The sequence below is a fragment of the Streptomyces sp. AC512_CC834 genome (genome assembly GCF_019049325.1).
GTDB lineage: Bacteria > Actinomycetota > Actinomycetes > Streptomycetales > Streptomycetaceae > Streptomyces.
The window spans coordinates 388,841-413,660 of the sequence record NZ_JAGMUO010000034.1; the positions used below are offsets into that span (position 1 = coordinate 388,841).

Annotated in this window: 22 protein-coding genes; 10 read left to right on the forward strand and 12 right to left on the reverse strand. The window is 69.3% G+C overall.

Annotated elements, in window-relative coordinates; all coding sequences use genetic code 11:
- Positions 1–62: 62 nt before the first annotated feature.
- A complete protein-coding gene (locus KUM40_RS14915) occupies positions 63–1,100 on the forward strand; it encodes an alpha/beta hydrolase family protein (protein ID WP_217166405.1) in 1,038 nt (345 codons plus the stop codon).
- Between the two features lie 129 nt (positions 1,101–1,229).
- Here the strand turns inward: KUM40_RS14915 and KUM40_RS14920 are convergent, their stop codons facing one another.
- From KUM40_RS14920 to KUM40_RS14930, 3 genes are all read right to left on the reverse strand, one after another.
- Positions 1,230–1,790 (reverse strand): pyridoxamine 5'-phosphate oxidase family protein, encoded by a 561-nt coding sequence (locus KUM40_RS14920; protein ID WP_217166406.1) that lies wholly within the window; start codon positions 1,788–1,790, stop codon positions 1,230–1,232.
- A 139-nt stretch (positions 1,791–1,929) separates the two neighbouring features.
- The gene (locus KUM40_RS14925) at positions 1,930–2,241 is read right to left on the reverse strand and encodes a hypothetical protein (RefSeq protein WP_217166407.1); all 312 of its coding nucleotides are present in this window, start codon (positions 2,239–2,241) and stop codon (positions 1,930–1,932) included.
- The gene (locus KUM40_RS14930) at positions 2,238–3,170 is read right to left on the reverse strand and encodes an alpha/beta fold hydrolase (protein WP_217166408.1); all 933 of its coding nucleotides are present in this window, start codon (positions 3,168–3,170) and stop codon (positions 2,238–2,240) included. Before KUM40_RS14930 ends, KUM40_RS14925 begins: the two co-directional genes overlap by 4 nt.
- 99 nt (positions 3,171–3,269) lie before the next feature.
- Here KUM40_RS14930 and KUM40_RS14935 point away from each other — a divergent pair, with 99 nt between their 5' ends.
- The gene (locus KUM40_RS14935) at positions 3,270–3,677 is read left to right on the forward strand and encodes a helix-turn-helix domain-containing protein (protein ID WP_217166409.1); all 408 of its coding nucleotides are present in this window, start codon (positions 3,270–3,272) and stop codon (positions 3,675–3,677) included.
- 145 nt (positions 3,678–3,822) lie between these two features.
- Here KUM40_RS14935 and KUM40_RS14940 read toward each other — a convergent pair whose 3' ends face one another.
- From KUM40_RS14940 to KUM40_RS14950, 3 genes are all read right to left on the reverse strand, one after another.
- Positions 3,823–5,682 (reverse strand): SMI1/KNR4 family protein, encoded by a 1,860-nt coding sequence (locus KUM40_RS14940; RefSeq protein WP_217166410.1) that lies wholly within the window; start codon positions 5,680–5,682, stop codon positions 3,823–3,825.
- A gap of 125 nt (positions 5,683–5,807) precedes the next feature.
- Entirely contained in the window at positions 5,808–6,743 is a 936-nt protein-coding gene (locus KUM40_RS14945; protein ID WP_217166411.1) for an SDR family oxidoreductase, read from the reverse strand.
- Positions 6,744–6,798: 55 nt separating this feature from the next.
- Entirely contained in the window at positions 6,799–7,431 is a 633-nt protein-coding gene (locus tag KUM40_RS14950; protein ID WP_217166412.1) for an NADPH-dependent F420 reductase, read from the reverse strand.
- Positions 7,432–7,646: 215 nt separating this feature from the next.
- On the opposite strand from KUM40_RS14950, the gene KUM40_RS14955 reads away from it, so the two are divergent.
- Complete coding sequence (locus KUM40_RS14955; RefSeq protein ID WP_217166413.1) at positions 7,647–8,558, forward strand: LysR family transcriptional regulator; 912 nt, start codon at positions 7,647–7,649, stop codon at positions 8,556–8,558.
- Positions 8,559–8,582: 24 nt separating this feature from the next.
- Here KUM40_RS14955 and KUM40_RS14960 read toward each other — a convergent pair whose 3' ends face one another.
- Both KUM40_RS14960 and KUM40_RS14965 read right to left on the reverse strand, forming a co-directional pair.
- On the reverse strand, positions 8,583–9,803 hold the full coding sequence (locus KUM40_RS14960) for an NADH:flavin oxidoreductase/NADH oxidase family protein (protein ID WP_217166414.1): 1,221 nt from the start codon (positions 9,801–9,803) through the stop codon (positions 8,583–8,585).
- Positions 9,803–10,651, reverse strand: a complete 849-nt coding sequence (locus KUM40_RS14965; protein ID WP_217166415.1) for an SDR family oxidoreductase — start codon at positions 10,649–10,651, stop codon at positions 9,803–9,805. The genes KUM40_RS14960 and KUM40_RS14965 overlap by 1 nt, the downstream gene beginning before the upstream one ends.
- Positions 10,652–10,781: 130 nt before the next feature.
- Here KUM40_RS14965 and KUM40_RS14970 point away from each other — a divergent pair, with 130 nt between their 5' ends.
- From KUM40_RS14970 to KUM40_RS15000, 7 genes are all read left to right on the forward strand, one after another.
- Entirely contained in the window at positions 10,782–11,213 is a 432-nt protein-coding gene (locus tag KUM40_RS14970) for a MarR family winged helix-turn-helix transcriptional regulator (RefSeq protein WP_217166416.1), read from the forward strand.
- 296 nt (positions 11,214–11,509) lie between these two features.
- Positions 11,510–12,706: a hypothetical protein gene (locus KUM40_RS14975; RefSeq protein ID WP_217166417.1), complete on the forward strand. Its 1,197-nt coding sequence runs from the start codon at positions 11,510–11,512 to the stop codon at positions 12,704–12,706.
- Positions 12,691–13,905, forward strand: coding sequence for a hypothetical protein (locus tag KUM40_RS14980; protein ID WP_308401149.1), 1,215 nt, complete (start codon positions 12,691–12,693; stop codon positions 13,903–13,905). The genes KUM40_RS14975 and KUM40_RS14980 overlap by 16 nt, the downstream gene beginning before the upstream one ends.
- A 131-nt stretch (positions 13,906–14,036) precedes the next feature.
- Positions 14,037–14,780, forward strand: coding sequence for a hypothetical protein (locus tag KUM40_RS14985; RefSeq protein ID WP_217166418.1), 744 nt, complete (start codon positions 14,037–14,039; stop codon positions 14,778–14,780).
- A gap of 315 nt (positions 14,781–15,095) precedes the next feature.
- Positions 15,096–15,308, forward strand: coding sequence for a hypothetical protein (locus KUM40_RS14990; RefSeq protein ID WP_217166419.1), 213 nt, complete (start codon positions 15,096–15,098; stop codon positions 15,306–15,308).
- 99 nt (positions 15,309–15,407) lie between these two features.
- On the forward strand, positions 15,408–18,062 hold the full coding sequence (locus KUM40_RS14995) for an ATP/GTP-binding protein (RefSeq protein ID WP_217166420.1): 2,655 nt from the start codon (positions 15,408–15,410) through the stop codon (positions 18,060–18,062).
- A 5-nt stretch (positions 18,063–18,067) separates the two neighbouring features.
- Entirely contained in the window at positions 18,068–18,991 is a 924-nt protein-coding gene (locus KUM40_RS15000) for a phosphotransferase (protein ID WP_217166421.1), read from the forward strand.
- On the opposite strand, the gene KUM40_RS15005 is transcribed toward KUM40_RS15000, so the two are convergent.
- The 4 genes from KUM40_RS15005 to KUM40_RS15020 form a co-directional block, all read right to left on the reverse strand.
- On the reverse strand, positions 18,963–19,400 hold the full coding sequence (locus KUM40_RS15005; RefSeq protein ID WP_217166422.1) for a hypothetical protein: 438 nt from the start codon (positions 19,398–19,400) through the stop codon (positions 18,963–18,965). The genes KUM40_RS15000 and KUM40_RS15005 overlap by 29 nt on opposite strands.
- A 115-nt stretch (positions 19,401–19,515) precedes the next feature.
- Entirely contained in the window at positions 19,516–20,832 is a 1,317-nt protein-coding gene (locus tag KUM40_RS15010) for a hypothetical protein (protein ID WP_217166423.1), read from the reverse strand.
- A 105-nt stretch (positions 20,833–20,937) separates the two neighbouring features.
- On the reverse strand, positions 20,938–23,103 hold the full coding sequence (locus KUM40_RS15015) for a UvrD-helicase domain-containing protein (protein ID WP_217166424.1): 2,166 nt from the start codon (positions 23,101–23,103) through the stop codon (positions 20,938–20,940).
- 59 nt (positions 23,104–23,162) lie between these two features.
- Positions 23,163–24,815 carry a serine/threonine-protein kinase gene (locus KUM40_RS15020; protein WP_217166425.1) on the reverse strand — a complete coding sequence of 551 codons (1,653 nt, stop codon included), beginning with the start codon at positions 24,813–24,815 and terminating at the stop codon, positions 23,163–23,165.
- Positions 24,816–24,820: the final 5 nt, after the last annotated feature.

The window sequence follows — 24,820 nt, forward strand, 5'->3', positions numbered from 1 at the left end:
CGCACCACCCCACTCCGCACCACCGCGCGACGAACAGCACCCCCCCAATCCAGGGAGCCGCCGTGTTCGCGAACGTGCCCACCGTCCTGAGCCCTCTGCGAGCCAGAGTCCTCCTCGTCCTGGCCGTACTGCTGGCCGTCCTCGCGCCGACCACCCCCGCGGCACTGGCGGCGGGAGAGCCGGACGCACCCCGAGCGGCGCCGGCCTCCCACGGTGCCGAAGTCGTCGCCGTCACCCAGGTCGCGGACCGGCAGGTCGACCTGTCGGTACGGTCAACGGCCCTGGGCGGCCGCACGGTCAAGGTCCGCCTGCTCACCCCCGACGGCTGGAACCCGCACGACCGACGCCGCCGGCAGCACTGGCCCACCCTCTGGCTCCTGCACGGCTGCTGCGGCGACTACACGTCGTGGACGAGCATGACGGACGTGGCGGAGACCGCCGACCTGCGCGACGTCCTCGTCGTCATGCCCGAGGCCGGCTGGAACGGCTGGTACAGCGACTGGTGGAACTACGGCAAGGGCGGCGACCCGGCGTGGGAGACCTTCCACACCAAGGAGCTGCGCCGCCTCCTGGAACGAGACTGGGGCGCCGGCGGCAACCGCGTCGTCGCCGGCCTGTCGATGGGCGGCCAGGGAGCCCTCCTGTACGCCGCCCGACACCCCGGTATGTTCAAGGCGACGGCGGCCTACTCCGGCTCCGCCCACCCCCTCCTCGACGACGAGTCGGTCAACCGCATCATGGGCTTCTTCGCCGGTCAGGACACCGACCCCCTCCGCGTCTGGGGCGACCCGGTCGCCCAACGCCGGATCTGGCAGTCCCACGACCCCTTCCACCTCGCCAAACGACTCAGGTCGATCCCCGTCTACCTGTCCTGCGGCGACGGCACCACCGGCCCTCTGGACCCACCCGGCGCCATCAGCGCCCTGGAGGCCGACTTCAACCGCCAGAACCACGCACTGGCGGACGAACTGCGCCGGGTCGGCGCGAGGCACCTGACCACCAACTTCTACGGCCCGGGAACCCACGCCTGGGCGTACTGGGAACGGGAGCTGCACGCATCGCTGCCGATGCTGCTGGGGGCGCTGGGGAAGCACGGCTGAGCAGGACGACCCAAGGGGACCGCGGGACCCGCGGCCAGGCATCCGGCGGCGGGCAGGTGCACCCGAGTCGCTTCGGCAGGGGTTCGGTGACGAAGTCGCGTTCGTTGGTGGCCGCGATGTCCGGTGGGTTCAGAACACCCACCGCGTATGGCTGTAGACCCCGTCGTCCCGGCCGAAGCCGTACGCGGTGGCCGGGGCCACCGCGAAGAGCACCGCGTCTCCCCTCCGGATGGCATCCCCGATCCCGTGGAAGGTGCCTTCGGGCGAGGTGATGTGCGGCCCGTACTTCGCCTCGTACACCGCGATGACCTCCTCCCGCACCGCCGGATCGCCGACCGGTTCGGCCTCGCCCTCGACGACCAGGTCGAACCCCTCGGTGAGCGCGTTCCCACCCGTGAGCAGCGCGCAGTGCGCATCGTGGAGCAGGTTCCTCGCCTTCTGCTCACCCGGGCCGGTGGAGAAGTACAGCACTCCGTCGTGCCACGCCGCGATCACCGGCGTGATGTGCGGCCTGCCGTCGGGCCGCACCGTGGACACCCAGAAGATCTCGGCGGCCTCCAGGTGCCGCTCGGCCGCGGCCCACTCGGTGGCCGTGACGTCCGCGGCGCCCGGCCGGGGATTGAGTGCGGAGCTGTAGCGGGCGTCGAGCTCGGTCGTGGGTTGCTCAGCGGCCGGTCGCTGCATGGACATGGCAGACCTCCTTGTTCTCCTGCCCCCTAACGACTCCCGGCCCGCTCCGAAATCATCGGTACACCCGCCTGGCTACGCCGGCCCACCCGATCGGGTGTCGAGGACGCGCCCGACAGGAGGCCCGAGCCAGCCGTGGCCGTCACCCCTTGCCGGCGGCGGTCTCCCGGATCACCGGCTCGAACTCCCGCCGTACGTAGGCGTCGAACGGCGCCGTCAGCGCGCCGTCGATCACCCGCCGTACCCCGTGCTCCGCCGCGACATCCTTCATCGCGGCACGGGAGTCCGGCCCCACGCCCCCGCCGATGATCAGCACGCCGAACGCGTCGGTCTCCAGCAGCTTCAGGGCCGCCTCGTCGGTGCTCATACCTTCCGCGTCAAACCCGTCCGCGCGCAGCGTGTCCAGCACCTCCGTCACCCTGGCGGGCGTCCTTCCCAGTACGAGCGTCCTCATGGCCGTTCCTCTCCGGTACGTCGAGTCCGGTACGTCGCGTCCGATTCCGGCCGCGCCGAGGCGAGGAACGGCTCGAGAAGGGCGAGCAGCCTTTCGGGCCGGTGCAGCGGGATGATGTGCCCGCAGTCCTCGATCACGTGGCCGACGAGGTGATCGGTGACCGGCCGCAGTTGCCGTTCGAGGGCTCTGCCCACTGGGTGGGCGCCGATGGCCATGGTGGGCACGGTCAACCGCCCCTCGGCGACGACAGCCTCCTGAATCTGCTCACCGCTCGCGGGCAGCGCCCGATAGTAAGAGAAGGCACAGCGCAGTGCCTCGGCCCCGGTGTACGCGCGGACGAAGGCGTCCCGGACAGCGGGCCGCACGCCCTCCCCGAGAGATCCCGTGCCGAGAAACCAGTCGACGTACTCGGCCTCGTGCCCGGTCAGCACCGTCTCCGCGAGGCCGGGCACCGCATGAAAGCCGAACCACCAGGGCGCCCCCCGCGCGAGAAACTCCTCGGCTCCCGGCAGCCCGCCCAACAGCGACTCCATGACGACGAGTTGACGGACGAGGTCGGGCCGGCGCATGGCGAGCAGAAACGCCGGAGGGGTCCCGGCGTCGATGCCCACGACAGCCGCCGAACTCACTCCGAGAGCGTCCAGCAACGCTTCGGCATCGGCCGCGAGCGTACCGGCGTCGTACCCGTCCGTCGCGCGCGTGCTCGCCCCCGCTCCTCGCGCGTCCGGCGCGATCACGCGGTAGTGCTCGGCAAGGCGGTCCATGACATGGGTCCACAGTTGCCACGTGTGCGGGAAACCGTGCAGCAACAGCACCGCGGGACCCTCACCGTGAACGGCCACGTTGAGATCGACACCGTTGACCGTGACGCGCCGCAGTTCCACCCCGGACGGGTGTGGATCGGAAGCATGATGCGAGGCGACGGGCAAAACACCCTCCCAGATGGTTACCAATGGTGATAACAAAACGATAGGTAACTAACCTGGGGGAGCCAAGACCGCACTTCTGCCACAGGTGGTGAGCTCCAGGTGACCCCCTCGACGTCACGTGCCCCGAAGGGTCCTCGGGGAGACCTGTTCGACCCGCAGTGCCCCACCCGCCGCCTGCTCGACCGGATCGGCACCAAATGGACCTCCATGGCCGTCAAGGTGCTGGCGGAGGCGTCCCCGGAGGAGGTGCGCTTCGCGGAACTGCAGCGCAGGATGGCCGGCATCTCGCAGAAGATGCTCTCGGTCACCCTTCAGGGTCTCGCACGCGACGGCCTGGTCGGCCGCCGAGTGGAACCGACGGTCCCGCCGCGCGTGTACTACCGCCTCACCCCGCTCGGCCTGACCCTGGAAGAGCCGCTGGCCGCGCTCCGCGAGTGGGCCGAGGCACACATGGCCGAGGTGGACCGCGCCCATCAGCGAAGCGAGGAGGAGGACGCGTCCGACTGAGGACCCCTCTCCTCGCAGCCGTCGCGCCGTATCCGCTCGGTGCCCCAAGCGCCAAGGAGCCCAAGAGCCCAGGGGGCCGAGTGCCTGGTTGAGCGTGTGCCCGGGTTCGGTCAGGGAGTGCTCCGCCCGCGGCGGCACCTCACGATCACTGCGCCGCCAGATCCTCGGCAAGTTCGCCGCGCCAGTCATCGCTGAGCCGGTGGTGCACGATGCCGGCCGCGGCGACAGGCAATGGCAACTGGAGGAAGCGGCGCAGCGCGTCCGCCGCGTCGGCGCGAAGCTGCCAGGCCTGGAAGTCGTCCCGGGTGGCGGGGAACTCGGGCGCGTTCCGGTCTCGCCGCCAGGACGGTTCCAGGGCCGGCCGGGCCGCTGCGGCCTCGGCCACGAGCGTGCGCATGCGAAGGTCCAGTGTGCCGTCCTCGACCAGCTCGGGGATGTCGCCGAGGTCGACGGCGTCCAGAGTCCGCGGTATCTCGGGGAAGGTGTCGAGCCCTGTCTCCGCGGCGAGTCTGCGTAGTTGCGTCGCCATCGCCGCACGCAACCGGGGTGCGGGCGTCCGCTCGACCAGTGCACCCAGGTCGAAGTGACGTAACTGCGAGATCGGACGGCACGACCACTCGGGAATGTCCTCCAGCACCGGCAGGACGAGGCCGCTGGGCAGTGACTCGTCGAGCGCGCGCTCAAGGGCGTCATGGTCGAAGTCGATGCCGAACCCGCCCCGCAGGGCGGCGACCAAGTCCACGTACGCGGCGGTCGATCCCGGCCACGGATCGACACCGATCGCCTGCACGTGCGTGCCGTCCGGCAGCCGTATGAAGTCCTCCCGCGGCGACGAGACAAGGCGGTCGTGGGCGCCCTGGGCGTAGGGGATCCCGTCGGCGTACACCGTGAGGCGCGCCTCCCGGTCCTGCTTGGTGAGGGCCACGATCCGGGTGTCCCGGGCCAGCCTGCGCAGTACCTCCGGGCGGGTCAGTTGCTTGGTTCCGGCGCCCTGCATCAGGAATCCCCAGTCCCCGCAGCGACCCGCCCGCACCAACGGCCGGGAAGCCGCCCAGAGACCCGCCGCCGACCGCTCGGCCTGCGCGTGAGTCCGCACGCGGATGGTCTCCGGCTGCACTACCCCCGCACGCAACAGCAGTTCCTCCGCAGTCACGCCCTCGGCGAAGACCAGGTCCGGCTGACGGGGCTCGGGTTCCCGGGGCTTCGCCGAGGTGAGGGTGGCGTACAGGCCGTTCTTCGGCGGCTTCGGCTTCGGCTTCGGCCGCGGGCGGACGGGATCGGGCTCCGGCTCGGGCATCCGCGCGGCAAGGCCGAGCAGCGAGGTGGGGTCCGTTTTGACGGTGGGTGTGGCCTGCTCCCAGACCAGCGTTCCGTCGAACGCCAGCGGAACCTGTCCCGAGACGGGCAGCCGCCGTTCCAGAGCGTCGGCGAACGCCGACAGTGCCGCACTGAGTGAGGCCCAGTCGGTGAACGAGGCGGCGTCCTCGTTGAAGTAGCGCCCGATGCGACCGTAGTCGTCACCCGCGCGGCACGTCAGAAACAGACCGTCCTGGGCGTCCCAGACGACACCGTGGGTGATCAGCAGCCACTCGTGACGCCAGTACGTGTTGAGCTCGTGGTCGTCCTCGCCCTCCTCGCCCTCCTCGCCCTCCTCGTTCTCGTCGTTGTCGTCGTACAGATCCTCGACGTCCTCGCCGACGGACCGCAGGAACAGAGCGTTCGTCACGATGTCGGCCACGCCGGCGAACGGTCCGTTGAGCGCGAACACCGGCGCCCCCTCGCTCAGCTCGACACCGTCGTGGCAGCGCAGCGACGCCACCAGTTCGGGATGGAACGCCACCCCGAGCCGCTGCTCGGCCTCCGCAATCTCGCCAGGAGAGGCGGGCGGCCGCAGCAACGCCCGGCTCACCGGGGCGTGCTCCGAGAGCCAGGCATCGATGCGCGCCCACGAGTCTTCGACGGTCGGCGACGGAGGCGGCACGGCTGCGGAAGGGGTCGACGTCATGCGCTCACGATAGGAGCGACCACTGACAACACCGTCCGGTCGTCACCGGTGCGCGATGAACTGCCGGACCCGAACGGCAACCTGTCGGGCATCGACATTGGCGGACAACGACCCGGGTCCTGCCGTCAGCCGGCGGAGAAGTAGTGCCCGTTGTCCAAATCGTCGAGCAGGCTGGGCCGAGTGGGTTCCCAGCCGAGGGTCCGGCGGGTGATGAGGTTGGACGCCGGGTAGTTCTGCGTGACTATGTTCGCGAGGAACCCGAAGTATCCCGGCACCATCAGAACGTCCGCGGGAATGCTCACGGCGGGCAGGCCCAGGCGGCTGCCAATGGCCTCGGCGATCTCGCGGAGCGGGATGTTCTTGTCCTCAACCGCGTGCCAGTATTTGCCGGCCGGACCCTTCTCCAGCGCCAGGCGGAACAAGGAAGCGACATCGCGGGCGTGCACGGCGTTCCACAGGTTCTCTCCGTCTCCGGGGTAGCCGACGACGCCCTTCTCCTTCGCGAGCGCGATCAGCGTGGTGAGGAATCCGGCACTGTCGGTCGTGCTGTGCGCGATGTTGGCAATCCGTACGACCGAAGACCGCACTCCCCGCTCGGCGAGGCCGACTACGGCGGTTTCCACGACGTTGCGAGCCCGCAGTGTGCCCTTGTACTCATCCCCGCCGGGAAGGGCCGGGTCCTCTTCGGTGGCCGGCCGGCCCAGGTTCCCCGGCGACCCAATGCTCCCGGCCGCAACCAGCGGCTTTCCGGTTCCCTCCAGTGCCTCGCCGTACGCGAGCATGATCGGGAGCTCCGCGGCGGCCACGGCGTCGATCCCGCCGGACGGAAGTAGGTCCTGCCGGTGCGCGAGATGGATGACGCCGTCGGAGTCCGCGGCCCCCTCCTTGAGCCCCTCGAGGTCCTGGAGGTCGCCGCGACGCACCTTCGCGCCCTGCGCGGACAGCGCCGCCGCGGCGCTGTCCGACCGGGCCAGGCCGGTGACCTCGTGCCCGGCGGCGATGAGCTCGGGGATGACGTACGAACCGGAATGGCCGGTCCCGCCAGTGACGAAAACGCGCATGCGACTGTCCTTGTGAGAATGAGTGGAAGGGCTGTGCTTCTCGGCGCGAGCGCGCTCAGTCGAGAATGTTGATGCCGAGGAAGAAGTTGGTGTGATTGACGGAGTGGGCGACGAGGCCCAGCATCAAAAGGGCCGCGTTCTCCAGTGTCCGCGCCATGGGCAGCTTCCCGGTATCCATCGGACGCATTCCCAGACTCTCGATAAACTCCGAAACGAGTGTCTTTGCCTGCGCGTCGTCGCCGGCGATGAACACGTCCAATGGGCGACCCTCGGCAGGACCCGCGGCCAGAACATGGGAGTACAGGGTGTTGAACGCCTTGACGACATGCGCGTCGGCGGGGGCGGCCTTGGCGATCTCCTGCGCGCCGGAACTGCCCTCGGGGGTGACAAAGCCCGTGAAGTCGGCGTTGACGGGGTTGGTGATGTCGATCATCACCTTGCCGCGCAGTGCGTCCCCGTACTCGCCAACCACCGCCGCCGCGCTGCCGTACGGCACGGCGAGGATGACGATGTCCCCGGCCGGGACAGCTCCGGCCGCCCCCACAGTGGCGCCGTCGAGAGCGGCGGCCAATTCCTTGGCTTTGGCCGGGTCGCGGCCGATGATCTCGACCGCGTGGCCGCCGGCGAGCGCCCGGCCCGCGAGAGCGCCGGCCATGTTCCCCAGGCCGACAATGCTGATGCTGCTCATGGAGTGCCTGCTTTCTGAAGCTGGATGGGACGCCATGCCCACCCCGTCGTCGTTCTGATTCCGGGCCTGCTGTGAATTCTCGATGTCGAATTCTCGTACCGAATTAGCTCCGGCCCATCAGGTACCTATTAAAAGTGCCATTGGCCTGCGTGGGTGTCCAATACTTCTTTCAGGCGTTGCGATACCCTGGAGGCATCGCCGGACCGGGAGGCTCCATGGATCTGGACCTGCGCAAGTTGCGCTACTTCGTCGCCGTCGCCGACAGGCTGCACTTCGGCCGCGCCGCCGACGAGCTGCACATCGCGCAGCCTGTGCTCAGTCGGCAGATCCGCGCGCTGGAACAGGATCTCGGCACCCCGCTGCTGACAAGGGACAGCCACGGCGTGGCGCTGACCGACGCCGGTAGGCAGTTGCTGACCGACGCCGGCCCGCTGCTGGCCTCCGCGCACGCGGCCCGCCGCAGGGTGACCGTGGCCGCGCGCGGCGGCCAGCGCCTCATGGTCGGCTTCCGGGCGGGCATCGCGGTCACCCCAGCGGTACGGCAGTTCGCCACCCGGCACCCGAGCGTGATCGTGGACATGCAGCAAATCGAATGGGACGACCAGGCCACGATGCTGCTCGACGGCCGCATCGACATCGGCTATGTGCGGCTGCCCATCGACGAGGCCGGCCTGCGCCTCACTCCGCTGTACACCGAGTCGCGGGTGGCGGTGCTGCCCGCCGGCCACCGATTGGCAGGCCGGGAGCAGCTCACCGAGGCGGACCTGGCCGGCGAGCCGCTGGTCTGGCATGCGGACCCGAGCACGCAGCCCACCAGGCGCCCGCATCCCAACGCCGGATACCTGGTGCGCGGGGTGCACGAGACGCTCGAGCATGTCGCGGCCGGCCGGGGCATCTCGTTCCTGGCCCGTTCGGCGACCCTGTTCTACTCACATCCGGACGTCAGCTATGTGCCCATCCCGGATCTGGCGCCCGATCAGGTGTGCCTCGCGGTGGCGGAGTCGCGCACCTCGCCCGTGGTCGACGACTTCCTCACCGCGGCTCGGACGACGGCCGAGATCACGGCAGAATGTGGGAACTACGAAATGTGGCAGCTTGGAAGCGGTGCCGTTCCCAAGCAGGGTTGAGCCCGAAAGGTCACTCAACGAGAGCTACACCCATGTCAGATAGTCGCGTCGGCGCCGGGCGCGGACGAGCCGTTCGACCAGGAGGGCGACGGCGGGGGAGTAGGACGTCCCGGACGGCTTGCCCTGTCCGAGGCGGGCGAGTTGGCGTGATGTGACGGCCTGGAGGGCTGCGGCCGCGAGCGCCTTGTTCCGGAGCAGCGTACGGGGCGCGGTGGCCTGTGCCTCGCGCCCGGCAAGCCATTGCCTCGGCAGGGTGGGGTCGATCGCCAGCGCCGTGGCCATGCCTGCCATGGCGACTCCGGAGTCGAGCACCTGCTGGGCGACCGCGCGCCGCCGGATCCCTCCGGTCAGCAGCAGTGGCAGCGGCGAGGTGGCGAGGAGCTGCTTGGCGAGTACGAGGAAGTACGCCTCCCGGGCGAGGGTGCGGCCGTCGGCGGGGGAGCCGGCGGTGGCCAGGCTCTCGATGCTGCCGCCGGACAACTCGACCAGGTCCGCCCCCACATCGGCCAGCATCTTGATGACGTCACGTGCGTCGTCGGTGTCGAAACCGCCGCGCTGGAAGTCCGCCGAGTTCAGCTTCACGCCCACCGCGAAGCCCGTGCCGACGCGCTCGCGCACCGCGCCCACGACATCGAGCAGCAGGCGGGCGCGGTTGTGCAGGCTGCCGCCCCAGCGGTCGTCGCGCCGGTTGACCAAGGGGGAGAGGAACTGGGAGAGAAGGTAACCGTGGGCGGCATGGATCTCGACTCCGTCGAACCCGGCCTGCCGGGCCCGCCGCGCGGTCACGGCGAAGCGCTCCACCGTGTCGTCGATGTCCTGGGCGGTCATCGCCCGGGGGGTCGGGTACATGCCGGACAAGCCGCCGAGATCGATCGGTACCGCGGAGGGCGCCCAGGTGGTTTTGGCGAGGTCTTTGGGAATGACCCGCCCGGGGTGGTTGATCTGCATCCAGATCCGCCCGCCCGCCGACTGGCCGGCCGCCGCCCAGTGCCGGAAGGGTTCCAGCGGCGTGTCATGTTCCAGGACGACGTCGCCGGGCTGCGCGACCGCCCTACGGTCGATCATCACATGTCCGGTGACCAGGAGCCCGGCACCTCCCGCGGCCAGACGGCGGTAGAGCGTGCGGAGCGCGTCACCGGGCAACTGCCCCGGCGCGGCGAGCAACTCCTCCATCGCGGCCTTCGCGATCCTGTTGGGCAGTACAGAGCCGTTGCGAAGGCGCAGCGGCTCGCTCAGCAGGGTCATCACTTCTCCCGCGAGGCGATGGAGTCGAGTTCGCCGAGTTCGCCGACGTCGGCGGCCTCGGCGAAGCCGGCCTTGCGGTTGAGGCTGCCGGTGAGGCGGGCGACCGTAGTGCGGGGAAGCAGCCGGGACGCCCAGACCCCGGCCCGCTGGGAGGCACGCCCGGGGAAGGAGAGGGACCGGCCGCGTGCGAAGTCGTCGAGGGTCCCGGCGGCCACGTCGGCGGGGGAGTCCGTGCTCTTCGGGTTCATGGAAGCCGTCGTACCGTCGAAGAACCCGGTGGCCGTGGCCCCCGGATGGGCGGCCATCACGCGTACGCCGGTACCTCGGACCTCCTCGGCGAGCGCCTCGGTGAAGGAGAGCACGAACGCTTTGGTCGCGGCGTAACCGGCCTGGTACGGCATGGGCTGGAAGGCGGCGGTGGAGGCGACGTTGACGATACCGCCGTGCCCGCGTTCGACCATGCGGGCGCCCAGGAGGTGCACCAGGCCGATCAGCGCGGTGACGTTCACGTCGACGGACTGAAGGGTGGGTTCGAGGGGACGTCCGAGGAAGGGCCCCACGGCCCCCACCCCGGCGTTGTTGACCAAGAGGTCGACATCCAGGCCGAGTTCATCGACGGCGTCGACCACCGTCCGCGGGGCCCGCCGGTCCGAGAGGTCCGCGGCGATCACATCGACGCGGACGGAATGCGCCGCCCGGAGCTGCCCGGCAAGGGCATGGAGCGCGTCGGCCGAGCGGGCGACCAGGATCAGGTGGGCGCCTCGGGAGGCGAGTTCCCGTGCGTAGGCCTCGCCCAGCCCCTTCGACGCGCCGGTGACCAGGGCGGTGGTATGCGTGTAGTCGTGCATGAGTGAGTGCTTCCTGTCCAGCGCCGCGGGCAGCCCACAGCACAAACGGAACGGCGACGAGAGGCCGATACTTCGAGTCTCGAAACAATATACACTTCGAGACTCGAACCAAAAAGGCTAGGATGAGGTCATGACGCGAAGCACCCTCGAGGCGGCGGTGGCGGCGAACCACGAGCTCTTCCTGCAGACCAGCGACCGGGTCGAGACCGTCCTCGCCGAACACGGCCTGACCCAGGCGACCGCCCATGCCCTCTGGGCGATCGACCCGACCGAGGCACCCCCCTCGATGAAGCAACTGGCCGGCCGCCTTTACTGCAACGCCCCCAACCTCAGCTTCGTCATGAACCAACTCACCGGCCGAGGCCTCGTCGAACGCTCCGCCGACCCCGCGGACCGCCGCTCACGCGTCGTGGCCCTGACGGAGAACGGCCGACGCGTGCGGTCCGCGATCATCGAGGCGACCCTGGCCCTGTCCCCCTTCGCCCGACTGTCGGCCGAGGATCTGCGCGAGCTGGTGAACCTCCTGGGCAAGGCCCTCGAACCGCCCGAGGGCCCGGCGTAAAACCAGGCGAACCCCCGACCCCCGACCCCCGAAGGTTGGAGGTTGTCCGACGTGCGAGAAGACGTCTGCTGTCTGGTGATGCAGCTCGTCGACTGGACGGGAGTGTGCAGTACGCGGGGTGGCATGCGCCCGATGCGGGGCTGGGGCAAGGTGGCGTCAACTCACGGTACGAGTAAGGCCGTTGTCCCTATAGTGGGCCGTGAGGGACGGTCGGCGCCGACTGGGGGAGGTTCTGTACGGACTCCTCCCGCCGGGACTCCGGGCGGGAATCACGGACCACGTCGTGAGGGGACGGCATGACGGCGACCGCGTCATCGGGCGGGACACCGGAACCCAGGCCGAACGCCGTCGGTAACGCCACGGACGGCACCACGGACAGCACCACTTCGCAGCCGGCCGGGCCGAGCGGAGTCCCGGACGGGACCACACCGCCCGCCCTCGTGCCACCCCCGCCGTCGCGCCCCCCGGACGTTCCGCCCCAACCGTCGAGCGACCCCGACCCCGACCCCGACCCCGACCCCGACCCCGACGCGGGCAGCGGTGACGACGACGATCTCCGGACCGTCCTCCCGGAAGCGCTGGGAGTGCCTGCCGGATCCTCCCGGCGCAAGAGGAGGCTGTGGTTGTGGGTAGCGGCGGGGAGCGCTCTCCTCGGCGCCCTGGGCGGGGCACTGTTGGCCTACCTCATGATCGGGCCGAGCGTGTTCAAGGGGAACGACTCCAACAAGGAGTACGACGCCGACCAGCCGCCCTTCACCGTGTCCGTGCGGCCCGAGCAGAGCGAGCCCCGTGAATGGGCGATGGTGCTCGACCGGGTACTGACCGACGACGAAGCCCGGAAGATGCAGTCCCTGAAGGGCAGTTCGGACGTCTTCTCCTACCTGCAGTCACTGGGTGGCCGCCCGCTCGCCTACGCGCCGTTCCTGGAGCACGCTCCGAAGAAGTACATAGAGGAGCAGATCGCCAGCGGGCGCATGGAACTCTCCGACACGTTCAGGATGACCGTGCTCAGCGCCCGGCAGTACTCGGTGACCATCAACGACTGGGAGGTCACCGACCTCACGTGCCGGGAGAGCACCGCGCGGACGGTCGTCGCCCTCCCGCCGCAGGGCGGAGTCGCCTACGAGGGCATCCGGCTCCATCTTCCGCCCCGAGCCGACGAACCGGTGCGCACCGATGACGACGAAGGTCAGGGCGAGCCCTATTTCACCACCGGCTTCATCGAGGTCGGGAACGGGCAGTCCTCGAGCGGACTCCGCGCGGAGGTGATCGCGCCCCCTGGGCAGTCGTGCGAGTGGGGAATCAAGGTCCACTACAACGACATCCACGTGCCGGGAGGGCGCTGGGTCCAACTGAAGGACGACAAGGGCGGACCGCTCCGCATCCGCACGGATTCCGTCCCGGCGAACCCAAGGCAGAGCTGGGTCTTCGGGTCCGTTCCCTGGACTGCGTGCCACGAGAAGCCGGGGGAGGCGATGTGCTCCCTGCTCTGAGGGGCAAGGCGGCCGTCCTCGTTGCCGTGCTGGCCGTGCTGTGCGTGCCGGGTTGCAGCGGCCCGTCGTCCGAGGAGAAGGAGCCGGATCCGGGCCCCTCGGCGCCCTACCGTGGCAATCGCGGATACGCCCTTCCGGACAGCCCGTTCACCCGCGAGGGCACCGTCGTCACCGCGACGTGCAGCATGGGCGCACGGTACGCCGGTGTCTCGGTGCAGGCCTGGGATGCCGAGCGGTGGGAGGTGCGTGAGGAGCGTGTCTTCCCCATCCCGGCCGATGCCGCGTTCACGAACTACCCGGGGGCCAAGGCGGTCAACAGTCCCCTGGTGGACCTCTGCGGAGCCGGCCCCGACAGTCCCTCGCCCTACGCCGTGGACGATCTGGAGTACGTGACTCCCCGGGTCCGTGCCCTGTTCGACCTGGCGTTCACGCGCATGGCCGTGGTGCTCCGGGATCCCGACGGCGAGGCCACTCACGCCGGCTTCGTGGAGAGCGGCGCGGACCTCGACGAGTTCGTGCGCCTGGGCGATGCGACGCGGGACGACGAGCAGAACGCCGTGATGTCGCCGGACGGGCGTGCCGTGTGGTTCACGTACACGACAGCGGCCGGCGAGCACAGGATCGGCTCCCGGTCGGCGAAGGGGGACCACCGGTTGTCGGACGAGGGCCCTGCGACCGGGCACGAACTTCCGCTGGCCGTCTCCGGGAAGCCCGCGCATGCCGTTCAGGCGAACATGGTCCGTCTCGCTCCGGGGGGCCGGCGGCTCACCGGCACCGTGCCGAAGATCTTCGGGAACGTCTTCGACACGCTGGATTCCACGGGGCCGCTGACCGAGGCGTCGGCACGTTCGGCCGTCCTGCTCAGCGGGTGCGTCGGGATCGTCGGCTGGGTCGGTGACGAGCGGGTGCTGTGCCGCGACCGGTCCGGCTCCTTCCGGACGGTGGACGCCCGTTCCGGTCGCGCGGAGGGGGCCACGGTCGCCGTGGTCCGTGAGGGCGACGGGATGGTCGCCGAGGGAATGGTGGTGTCGGCGGACGGGGAGAGGTTCGTTGCCTCCGTTCACCTGCCCAACGACCGGTATGGAGCGCGGGGTGGTCGAGCCGACTTCAGGGTGGTGTCGACCTCGGGGGAGGGACCCGCGACGCCCGTCTCCCATCCGTCCCTGAGCAACGGCACGGTGTTTCTGGAGTGGTGGTGAACCGCACGGGACGCCTTGTACAGGCAGGTGCCGTACGGGGTGCCGTACGGGGAGTGTGTGGAGCATCGAACGCACCATCTTCATGGAGGTGGGGACATCCCGACTGATGCGGGACGAATGCCATGCTTCTCATGGCCGACCCTCTGTACCCCCTGGCCCCGGACGAAGATCTCCCCGATTTAGGGACCTACAACGCCATCGGCACGATGCTGCTGCCCAACTCCCGTGCCGATGGGAGCGGGGGGTTCTTCGCCACCTGCTGGTTCATGGTCATCCTGCCGGTAGTCCCGCTCGGTCGGTACTACGTGCGGCAGACCGGGTACAGCGATGAGAGCGGGCTCTTGTCCATCAGGACGACCACCCGCTACGAGATCGTCGGCAGGTCCCGGGTCCGCTGGATCGAGGTCGTCCGGACCTGTCTGGTCTGGTGGATCGTCATGCCGGCCGTCTTCGTCGGGCCCAGCGTCGCCGCCGCAGTGGGCTGGGAGGACGAGAACGCCGGGCTCTACGGCATGTTCGTCTCCGTAGGGCTCGCTTTCCTGCTGTTCACCTTGCTCTTCTTCTACGGGAAGTACTGGAGACCCGTCCGTGAAGTCCGCTGGGCCGAAGCCGCGGCGGGCGGGACGGACGGCCGACGCTGGCAGGGATTCGCCTCGATGCTGCAGCTTGCCGTCCTCATCGGGCTGCTCGGCTTCTTTGCGGGCGTCGTGATCCTCTTCATCGCGATGGCCATGGGCGAACTCCCGACAAACCTCGACCCCGAGCCGAATCCGTACGTCCATACGCTGCTCCACCCCGCGACCCTGTTGGCTGGACTGCCCGTGGTGACGGGCATGGTCACTCTCGCCATACTCGCGAGTCGCCGCCGACGCTGAGAAGGGCGGGGCCCGCCGGCCCGGACTGCTGCGTGAACGTCCGTGCGGCGGCGGGGAGCTGGGGGTGGTTGTGCTCATGAGATCAAGGTGGCGGACGCGCGGAGCGTGTTCCAGAGGTGGGCCGCGTACGCAGAGTTACCGTACGGATGCCTACGTGCATGTTCCGAGTGTCGGGCACCCATATCAGTGTCGGAAGCTGTACCACGTGCGGATCAGGCAGCCTCGGACACGTCTTGATCAAGGTCATGGACGTGGTCGTCACACGGATGTCGATATTACCATTGGGTTCGCGTTGATCTGGAGGTGTCTTCGGCGATGGGCGTCAGGTCCGTTGTGGGCAACAAGAAGGTCGCAGCCGTACTGGTGGTGGTCGGCGTTGTGGCGGTGGGCCTCGGGACGAGTGCGGCCGTGAACACACCGGAGGACACGGGGGGCCCTCTGGAGCACAGGTTCGACAAGTCTCCGCAGGAACTGCGCGAATACTGGACGCCTGAGCGCATCAAAGAGGCGAAGCAGAACGGCCTGTGAGGCGAACCGTCTGGAAATGTTTGCCCGGAGTTGCCGCGACTTGACGGTACGTTAGGACTGCTGCTCTTCTGGCACCGTTGTCGAAGCGGAGGGGCGCTGGTGAGCGGGTCGGATCTGAGGGCGCTGTTCCGTTCGAACGATCGCGAAGTCAGGGCGGTCGACTACTTCGCGGACAGGCGTGATGAGTGGGACTCGGTGGCGCACAGCCTCTCCCATCTCGTCCATACCGTCCGTGCCGACGGCTTCGACGTCCAAGACCTTGAGGCGCCCCGCAGTAACGTGCTCACGTTCTACGGTGTCGGTGGCATCGGCAAGTCGACGTTGTCCCGGTGTGTGGCCAGGCACCTGTCAGTAGGACTTCCGGTCGAGGGTCACTGGCCGCCGCTGGACGAGGGAATCGGCCCTGTTATACCGGCGCGCGTAGACTTGTCGCGCGATTCCGGCGTCGATTTCGAGTCGCTGGTCCTGGCCGTCCGGCTGGCCGCGGCGGAGATCGGACAGCCGATGCCGACGTTCGATCTGGCCCTGCAACGGTACTGGGAGCACAACCATCCCGGTGAACCGCTCGACGAGTACGTCCGTCGCCGTACCCGGTTGAGTTCCCTCCCTGGCGCTCGGAACCTGTCCGGACAGATGCAGTCGGCGTTGGCGGACGTGGCGCAGGCGGTGGCCCTCCCCGGCACGATGGGCCAGGTGGTCGGCCAGGGATTACGGACCGTCGTCCGTGCCTTGAGAGAACGGCATCATCGAGTCAGGGCGCTGGCGGAGTGCAGCCGCTTCGCCGATCTTCTGGAGGCTGCGCCCGACCACGATGCGCTCAGCTATTACCCGCACCTGCTGGCTTGGGACCTGGCGAGCCTCCCCGCAAAGCACCGGGCGACCCTGGTGGTGCTCCTTGACACTTTCGAGGACGTGGGGGACCGGGTGCACCGTGATCTGGAACGTCTTGTCCAGCGGGTGGTGTGGCTGATGCCGAACGTCTTGTTCGTCATCACGGGCCGCAATCGTCTCCAGTGGGACGATGCGCGACTCGAGGGTCAGCTCGACTGGGCAGGCCCGGAGTGCTGGCCCCAGCTTGTTGGGGGCACGACGCGGGAGCCCCGGCAGCACACGGTCGGCTATCTGTCCGCCGGTGACTGCGAGACGTACCTGTCACAGCGCCTGACGCGTGACGGCCGACCGATGATGGACGACGCGACCCGGCATCTGATCACGGCGAACTCGCACGGCCTGCCGCTCTACCTCGACCTGGCGGCGATGCGGTTCCTTGATCTGTACCGTCGGTCGGGGAACGCTCCTGCTGTGCACGACTTCAACTTCGACTTCCCCGCTCTGGTCGCCCGGACCTTCCGTGACCTGTCCCCAGAGACGCGACGCGTCGTACGGTCCGTCAGCCTCCTGGACACCTTTTCCGTACCGCTCGCCTCCGCCGCGGCGGGCTTCGACCACGATGCTCCGGCTCAGAACTTGGTGGAACGGCCGTTCGTCGACCATGATCCTGGCGCTCCGTGGCCCTACCGCCTGCACGCCTTGGTCCGGGACGCCGTGCGGGAAGCGGACTCGACCAGCGACGACCGGTGGACGAGCGCCGACTGGCGGCGGGCCGCGCAGCGCGCCTTCGACGCCCTCGGCCGTGAGGACAAGTCCCACCGAGCGCGCTTGGTCTCAGCTCTTCGCCAAGGCCTGGCCCTGGCCCACCAGTTCGCCCTTCCGCTCGGCTGGCTGGAGGACGCCGCCTTCCAGTACGTCGACGACTTCGTCTGGGAGCCCATCGAGCCGCCTGCGGAATTGATGAACAGCGGCACGCCGACCCCGGCGCAGGCACTCGCCGTGACGCTTTCCGCCATCGCCCAGCGGCAGCGACGACATCGCAGCAGCACTGCACAGCAGCTTCGCGACGTTCTGCAATCCGGTGTTCTGCCGCCCGGTCTGGAGGAACTGCCGCGCTACTTCCTGGCCGAGTGCGAGCGGGATCTGGGCAACTTCCAGGAATCCTTGAACGGGATGCAGCGTGTCGCCGACCTGGGCGGCCGGCTCGCCGCGACAGCCCGTCGGGGGCTGATCCATCTCGCCCGGCGGATCGGCAACTTCCCGCAGGCCAGGGAAGCGGCATTTCATCTGGGAGCGGAGGGGCGCCAGGACCGTGTTCTCGGCGACCTGTGGTGGCCGCAGGGATCCATCGCCTTGGCATGCTCCGCCTACGCAGTCGGCCGTGACCAGGCTCTGGCCGCCGGACAGATCGGTGAAGCCGCCCTGTCGCAAGCCTGCCTCGCTTTCGCCGCGGCCTTCCAGGACCGCCCCCGGGCAGCCGAGCAGATCGCCCGGGCCGACGAACTGCTGGCAGGCGTGTCGATCCGATGGGCCGAGACGCACAACCGCATCGCGGGGCTGGTGAGGGACGCGGGCATCGCACGCGACCTGCCGGAGCGCTCGGAGGCTGTAGCCACTGAGGCGGTGGAGGCCGGACTGACGTCGTCCATTGCCTACGTCCGCTTCGCCGAGTGCCTGCATGCCGTCGTCATCGGTTCCTCGGAGGCGCTGGCCCAGGCACGGCAGCGCCTGACAGAAGACTGTGTCAACGGGGTCGAGTTCGCGTACCTCGCCGAACTGACCTACCTCATGGCTGACGAAGAGCCGCCCGCCGGTCTTCCGCGTGGCGCATGGCTGGACACCACCACTCAGGTGCGGGCACGCTGGGTCGGCCTCGTCGAGGACCGCCGACGCGAGTCAGCAACAGCACGTCAAGGAGCTTGAACCAGGTGGCTCACTACACCACAGCCGACCAGATCGACCTCATGGCCGTCGCCCGCAGGTACGGGCTGACAGGCGCGTCCATCGCCCCGCTCTCCGGTGGTGCCGCGAACTCCAGTTTCCGGCTCGGCTCAGAGCAGGGAGAGTACGTGCTGACCTCGCTCGACAACCACGACGAGGAATCCGCGACCATTCTTGCCGGCCACACCCAGGCCCTCCACGGGCTCGGTCTGCCAACCAGTGAGGTCGTCCCGGCCACGGACCGCTCACTCATCGTCCCGATCGGCGCCCGCCTCCTCGTTCTGAAGAAGTGGATCGCCGGCGCCGTGCAGCAACCACTGCCGCTCGCTCTCCTCTCCGAGGCGGGTGACCTCCTGGCCCGTCTGCACGCCCTTGCTCCCAATGCCGAAGGCCTGGACGATGTCCCCGTCGGAGCCCGCCGCCTGTCCCTGGAACAACTCGCCGCGATTCCCGGTTTCGACGACCAGGATTTCGCTCAGTGGCTGGCGTCCCGACTCGGCCGCGTCCGCGACGCCGAGGCCGACAACCTTCGCGCACCCTGTTTGATCCACGGGGACCTCTTCGACGACAACCTCATCGTTCGGGACGACGGCGGACTCTCCGTCCTGGATTGGGAGACGATCTCCATCGACGACCCCCTGCTCGACCTGGGCATGGCGGCTGTCGGCCTTGCCCAGGACGAGGCCGGCCTGCTGGCCACCGAGCGTCTCCACGCCCTTCTCGACGGCTACGAGAAGAGCCGCCCCCTCACGGCAGTGGACCGTGCGATCCTCCCCCTCGAGATGCACGCGGCACTGATCATCGCGTTCCACCGCTACCACCGCCACAATGTGCGATTCCCGAACCCGGAGAGGGCGACGTACCACCGAGCGATGGTTCGGTTCACCGAGTCGGTGGCCCACCGCGTGTAAGACCCTCGGCGATCCCTGCATCGCTCTTGGCCTCCTGAGGGATCGGCTGCTTCGTCAGGGCCATCGTGTTCTCCAACAGGGAGTGCAGCACCATCGGTTCGCCACTCGCGGTGCGCGCGGCCTCGGCGTACGCTGGCACGTGCTTGCCCTCGACGTAGCTGCCGCTCTGCCTGATCAGTTCCTTGCGGCGGGCGACCCAGGCGGGCCAGTCGCTCCTGAGGTAGGTCTCGAGGCCGTCCTCGAAGACCGTGTACCGCGCTTCGGACTCCGTCGAGAGACGGGCCGGAGCGCGAAGGCCCATGTAATTGAAAAGCTTTTCATTCTTCGCGGCTGCGTCCCGAAGGTTCTCCGACTTCTTGTCGCTGTCGGGAGCGGCCTGGTTCTCGGGCCCGGTATAGGCGTCGAACACGAGATAGCAGTGCACGCCGAACCCAGTGAGGATGGCACGGCAAAGGGTGGCCGCGCTTCAGGGGAAGCCCCCGAAGCGCCGTCCCGCGCCTCCCGCCAAGTGAGTGGGAGCGCGCCTACACCGACGCGGGCAGCGCGGGGAACACGACCACCGAGCCGTCATTGTCGCGGGCGATCTCAATCGCCACATCTGTCGCGCGGCTGTCGACCACGACGCCTTCGCCCAACTGGTGAATCCGGTGTGCCGCACGCATCAGGCGATCGACTTCCGCGGTCGTGAAGACGGGCCGCAAACCGTGCGGGCGGGCCAGTTCCAGCGTCGACAGCCGGACCAGGACACGGGCGATGCCCGACTCCAGTTCGTCGAGGCGCTGCTGGTCGCGCTTGAGTGCACGGGCGAAGTTCTCGAAAAGGTTGCCAGCGTCGGTCTGGGCGTGCTCGACGGCTTGCAGGACGACGACCCGCCGCTTCAACGCGATGGCCAGAGTGGCGAGTTCGAGGTGAGCGCGAAAGACGCCGCCATGGTCGTCGACACCGGGGAACGACTTGGTCAGCGTCCCGAGATCGACGGCCTCGCCCTCGGGCAGCTTGTCGAGAGCGTTGTGCCACTGGGCAAGGCGGCGATCGGCGGCGCCCAGCGCCGAGTTGATGGCGTGCACCGCCGAGTCCAGCCCCAGCGAGACACCGGGCTTGCCCTGATCGAGCAGAATGGCGGTGGCTTTGTCGATGGCGTCGCGGCAGCCGTCGAGATTGCTGTGCTCGTGCTGGAGCTGCTGCTCCTGCAGTTGCTCCAGCAGTTCGGTGATGTGCTCGATGGCCCGCTGACGCTTTCCTTCGGCATGCGCGCTCACCCCCACCGCTACAGCCATGAGGACGAGCGGTGCGGCCACGGTGAGCACCGCGCTGCCGCCGACCGCCACACCGGCTGTCGCACCGGCCCCACCGACCGCTCCCGCCGTTGCCGCTTGACCGGCCGGCACGAACTTCGCGGTGCCGGCGATTTTCCCCGCCGAGTCCACAAGCGGGCTGTAGACGGACCCGGCCGTCCCCTTCGCCGCCATCGGGCGAACGAGGCCCTGACCGAACTGGGCGGCGACCTTCGCCGGAATCACCATGCGATACAGGCCTTCGCCGCCGGCTGTCGTCGCAGCCGCCGCAGAGGAACCCCGCGCCGACTGCGTGATGAGCTGCGACAGGTGCTGCGCCAAGGGACTCGCGACATCCAGTGGGATGCCTCGGCCGCGGTCGAGCTGGTCGGGCAGCGGGTGCACCTCAAGCGTGGCGATCGGCTCGTCGGCCAGGCCGGCCAGCACACCGCGCAGTTCAGCCAAGCGCTCGGCCGTCATCGGCTCGTCTCCGGTCAACGCGGGCACCCGGACGCCACCGGTCGCCAGCGTCCACACCGGAACGATCCCCTTGCGGTTGTCAGTCATTGTCTCCCCTAGATTTCCGGCAACAGCCTATGGCCGACATCCGACAAGAACCGCCTGAACCTCGTGTATGCGACTGCGGGCCTGTCGTCCCGGGGTGCCGAGGGCTCAGACGACGCTGACGCCCGCCTCGGTCAGGAAGGTGCTTGGTCTGCCCGACCAGGACACGGAGAGGCTGTCCCGTGCGCGCGTGCAGGCGACGAACAGCAGGCAGCGTTCGGACATCATGTCCGTCTCGTGCTGCTTGGGGTCCACCTCGGGCGGGGTGACCGCCTTCGGGAACGGCAGCGCCTCGTCATTGACGCCGATGACCGCGACACAGCGGAACTCCAGGCCCTTGAACGAGTGCATGGTGCCGACCCGTACGGCCGCCGCCTCGGCCGCCGCGGAGTCGCCGGAGGCGTTGCGCAGCGTGACCGCGGGGATGCCGGCGTCCTTCAGGTGCGCCACCGCCTTCGCGCACGTCTTGTTGAACCGGGCGCTCACTCCGATCTCCCCGGCGCCGACACCCGCCTCCGTCCATGCCCGCACCTGGGCGACGAGCGTGTCCAGCTCGCTCTCCTCGGTCGTCGCGGCATGCACGGTCGGCCCAGCCCCGTGCAGGGCGGAGCGGTAACCCAGCAGCGTCTCGTTGCGGCCCTCGTCCTCCAGTTGGGCGATGGGGCGCCCGACCAGCAGGGCCGTGGACCAGCGCAGGATCTCCTGCGTGCTGCGGTAGTTCTTGCGCAGCTTCACCGACCGCCCGGTCACTTTGATGCCGAGCGACTTCAGCGACACCTTCGAGTCGTAGATGCGCTGATGCGGATCGCCCGCGATGAACAGATCGTCCGGGCGGGCCGGAACGGCGGCGCGCAGCAGCCGCCACTGCGCCGGGTGCAGGTCCTGCGCCTCGTCCACCACCACGTGCCGGTAACGAGGTCCGGCCTCCTCCAGGAGCCGCGCCGCCTCCACACACGTCTGCAGCCAGGTACGGGCCCCGTCCTCGGCCAGGCCCGCCGTGAACCGCTCCACGGTCTCCCACACAAGCGGCCGCTCGGCCGCCGACAGCCGGCTGCCGCGGCCGCGCCGGTCGGCCGCCTCGTACTCGGCCAGGGTCCTGATGCCCTGGGCCAGGACGACGTGCCGGTACTCCTGGGCGAGGAACTGCGCGCTGCCGGTGCAACCCGTCGACTTCGCGGCCCTGCCCCAGCGGCTCACCTCCTCGTTGCTCATCAGCGGACGCAGAGCCACCGCGTCCGGCGCCTCCGCGACGACACGGCTGGCGAATCCGTCCACGGTCACGATGTCCACGCGCTCACGCAGAGCGGGATCGTCCACCAGGGATTCCAGGCCCGCCCGGAGCGCGTTGACGAGCGCGTTGGTGTACGTCGTGACGAGAACCCGGTCACCGTCGCGCAGGTGCCCGAGCAGGTGTTTGACCCGGTGCAGCGCGACGACCGTCTTCCCGGTGCCCGGCCCGCCCGTGACTTGTGCGGGCCCGGAGTACGACGCCCGGTAGGCCACCTTCCGCTGGGAGGGATGCAGGAAGACCCGCCAGGCGGCGAAGGGCTTCTCGAGGATGTCCCACAGCTCTTCGGAGGCCTCCACCAGCGCGATACGCGCCCGGCTGTGCCGGATCGCCGTCTCGTAGTCGCCCGTGTCCACCGGCTGCGTGGACGCCTGGAGGGCGGGCGCCACGATGTCCTGCCACACCTCCTCGACCGTGCACCCCTCGGCGAGGTACTGCAGCACCTCCCGCTGGTCCTGCGGCAACAGCGGCGCGAAGACCTCCAACTGCTCCTTGTCGACGAGCGACCGGGCCTGCCGCAGCGTCTCGGCATCGATGCCGAGCGCCGCGAGGTCCCCGTCGGAGAACTTCGCGAACAGCCGCGCCTTCGGCGAGGTCCGCGCCACCCGCTCGTACGCCGGCGTGATCTCGTCCAGGGTGGCCGCGTCGCGGATCTCGACGGCCCGGGTCACCGTGTTGATCGTGGACTTCTGATTCCTCGCCCAGGCGATGGCCTTGTCGTGCTGCATGACCCGCAGCAGGACGAACGTGTCCCCGGTCGACGGGGCCAGCACGACACCGCGCCAGAACTGGTCGATACGAATGGTCCGGATCTGCCGGTCCTGCGGATTCGTGAGGCTCTCCAGCTTCAGCCCCGGGTCCTTGAAGAGCTGGTCGAGAGTCAGCCTGTGGAACTTCTCCCAGGCATCGAGCACACCCTTCCTGACCGGAGGCTGAAGCTTGGGGAGTTCGGCGAAGAAGCCGATGTCGAAGGCGAGCTGCGGCATGAAGCGATCCTAGCGATCCTGTGGGCCGGGAAACGTCGAGTACGGGCGGTTGGGGAGACTCAGGCGGGCGGGCCGGAGGCGTCGCCGTCCAGGTCCAGCCGGATCACCGCCAGCGTGTCGGCCACCTCGGCCGTGAGTTCGTTGTCCGGACCGAACACCAGGCACAGGTCCGCGTGCAGTGGGTTCAGGACGGCGTACGCCTGCGCCGCCCGCCCCTGCGCGAGCAGCAGCATGCCGATGTCACGGCGCAACTCCACGGCGTTCTCGCTCATGTCGCCGTCGACCGCCCGTATGGAATCCAGTACGTCCTCCAGCCCGGCCAACGCCTCGGTCACCCGGCCCAGTTCGCCACGGCAGCGGGCCGCCTGCGCCCGGCAGTCCAGTGTCGCCTCGTTGTGCGGACCGGACACCCGGGCGAACGCGTCGGCCAGCCCCTCGAACTCCGGCAGCGCGGCCCGGTGATCACCCGCGAGCTGACGGCTGAACGCCCGGCGCCTGCGCAGCGCGAGGACCGCCCTGCTCTCCGAGCCGAGCACCCGCCCCGCCGCCTCGATCATCTCGCCGACCACCTCGGCGGCCTGTGAGAACCGGTCCTCGTCCCACAGCGCGGCGCAGTGGTCGTGGACCTCGCGGATCTGCTCCCGCAGTTCCTCGCGCTGGGCGGGCGGCAGCGCCGGCGCGGGTGGCTCCGCCGCGTGTTCGGCGTCGCCGGGTGCGGTTGGCTCCCCGCCCGTGGCTCCGGCGCGCGAGCGGGGCGCGAACGGGCGGCGGAACACCCCGGTCGGGTCGGGTACGCCTACCGGGCCCGTCTCACCCGGCAGCGACCCCTCCGAATCCTCCACGCCGTCAGGCTCGTCCGCCGGTGACGGCAGGAAAGGCCGCAGCCGCTCGTACACCGCCTGTACGTCCACCGGGCGCGCCTCGGGAGCCTTGCGAAGCAGGTCCTGGACCAGCACCTCCAGCTCCGCCGGCACCTCCGCGCGCAGCTCCCGCAGCGGCGTCGGTGTGGCGGCGATGTGCTGGGACATTAGCTGGTACTCGCTGTCTCCGGCGAACACCGGCCGACCGCACAGCAACTCGTACAGCACGCATCCCAGTGCGTACAGATCGGTACTCGGCGTGACCCGTGCGCCCCGCACCTGCTCCGGCGCCATGTACTGATACGTTCCGATGGGACTGCCGGTGGCCGTCAACTTGGTGACGTCCGTGCGCAGGATGGCCGCGATGCCGAAGTCCAGCACCTTCACCGTGCCGTCCCGGGCCACCAGGATGTTGCTCGGCTTGAGGTCCCGGTGCACGACGGGAACCTCGTGCGCGTACGACAGCACCGTGGCGACCTGCGCCGCCACGGCCACCGCCCAGGCGACGGGCAGCAGTTCGTCCGGATGCACGTAAGCGGTCAGCGGTACACCGTCGACCAGCTCCATCACCAGGAACAGTTGCTCGTACGACTCGTCCAGGACCGCGTCGTACACCTGTGGCACACCAGGGTGCTGAATCCGCGCGGTGACCCGCGCCTCCCGCCGGAAGCGCTTCTCGAACTCCTCCGCCAACTGCGGCGACGTCACGGCCTGCGGGCGTACGAGCTTCACGGCGACGGGCCGGTCCAGTACGGCGTCGAAGCCACGCCATACGTCGCCCATGCCGCCATGATTCAGCGGTTCGAGCAACTCGTAGCGATCGGCGATCCGCCGTCTGTCCTCGTCCGGCACCTGGT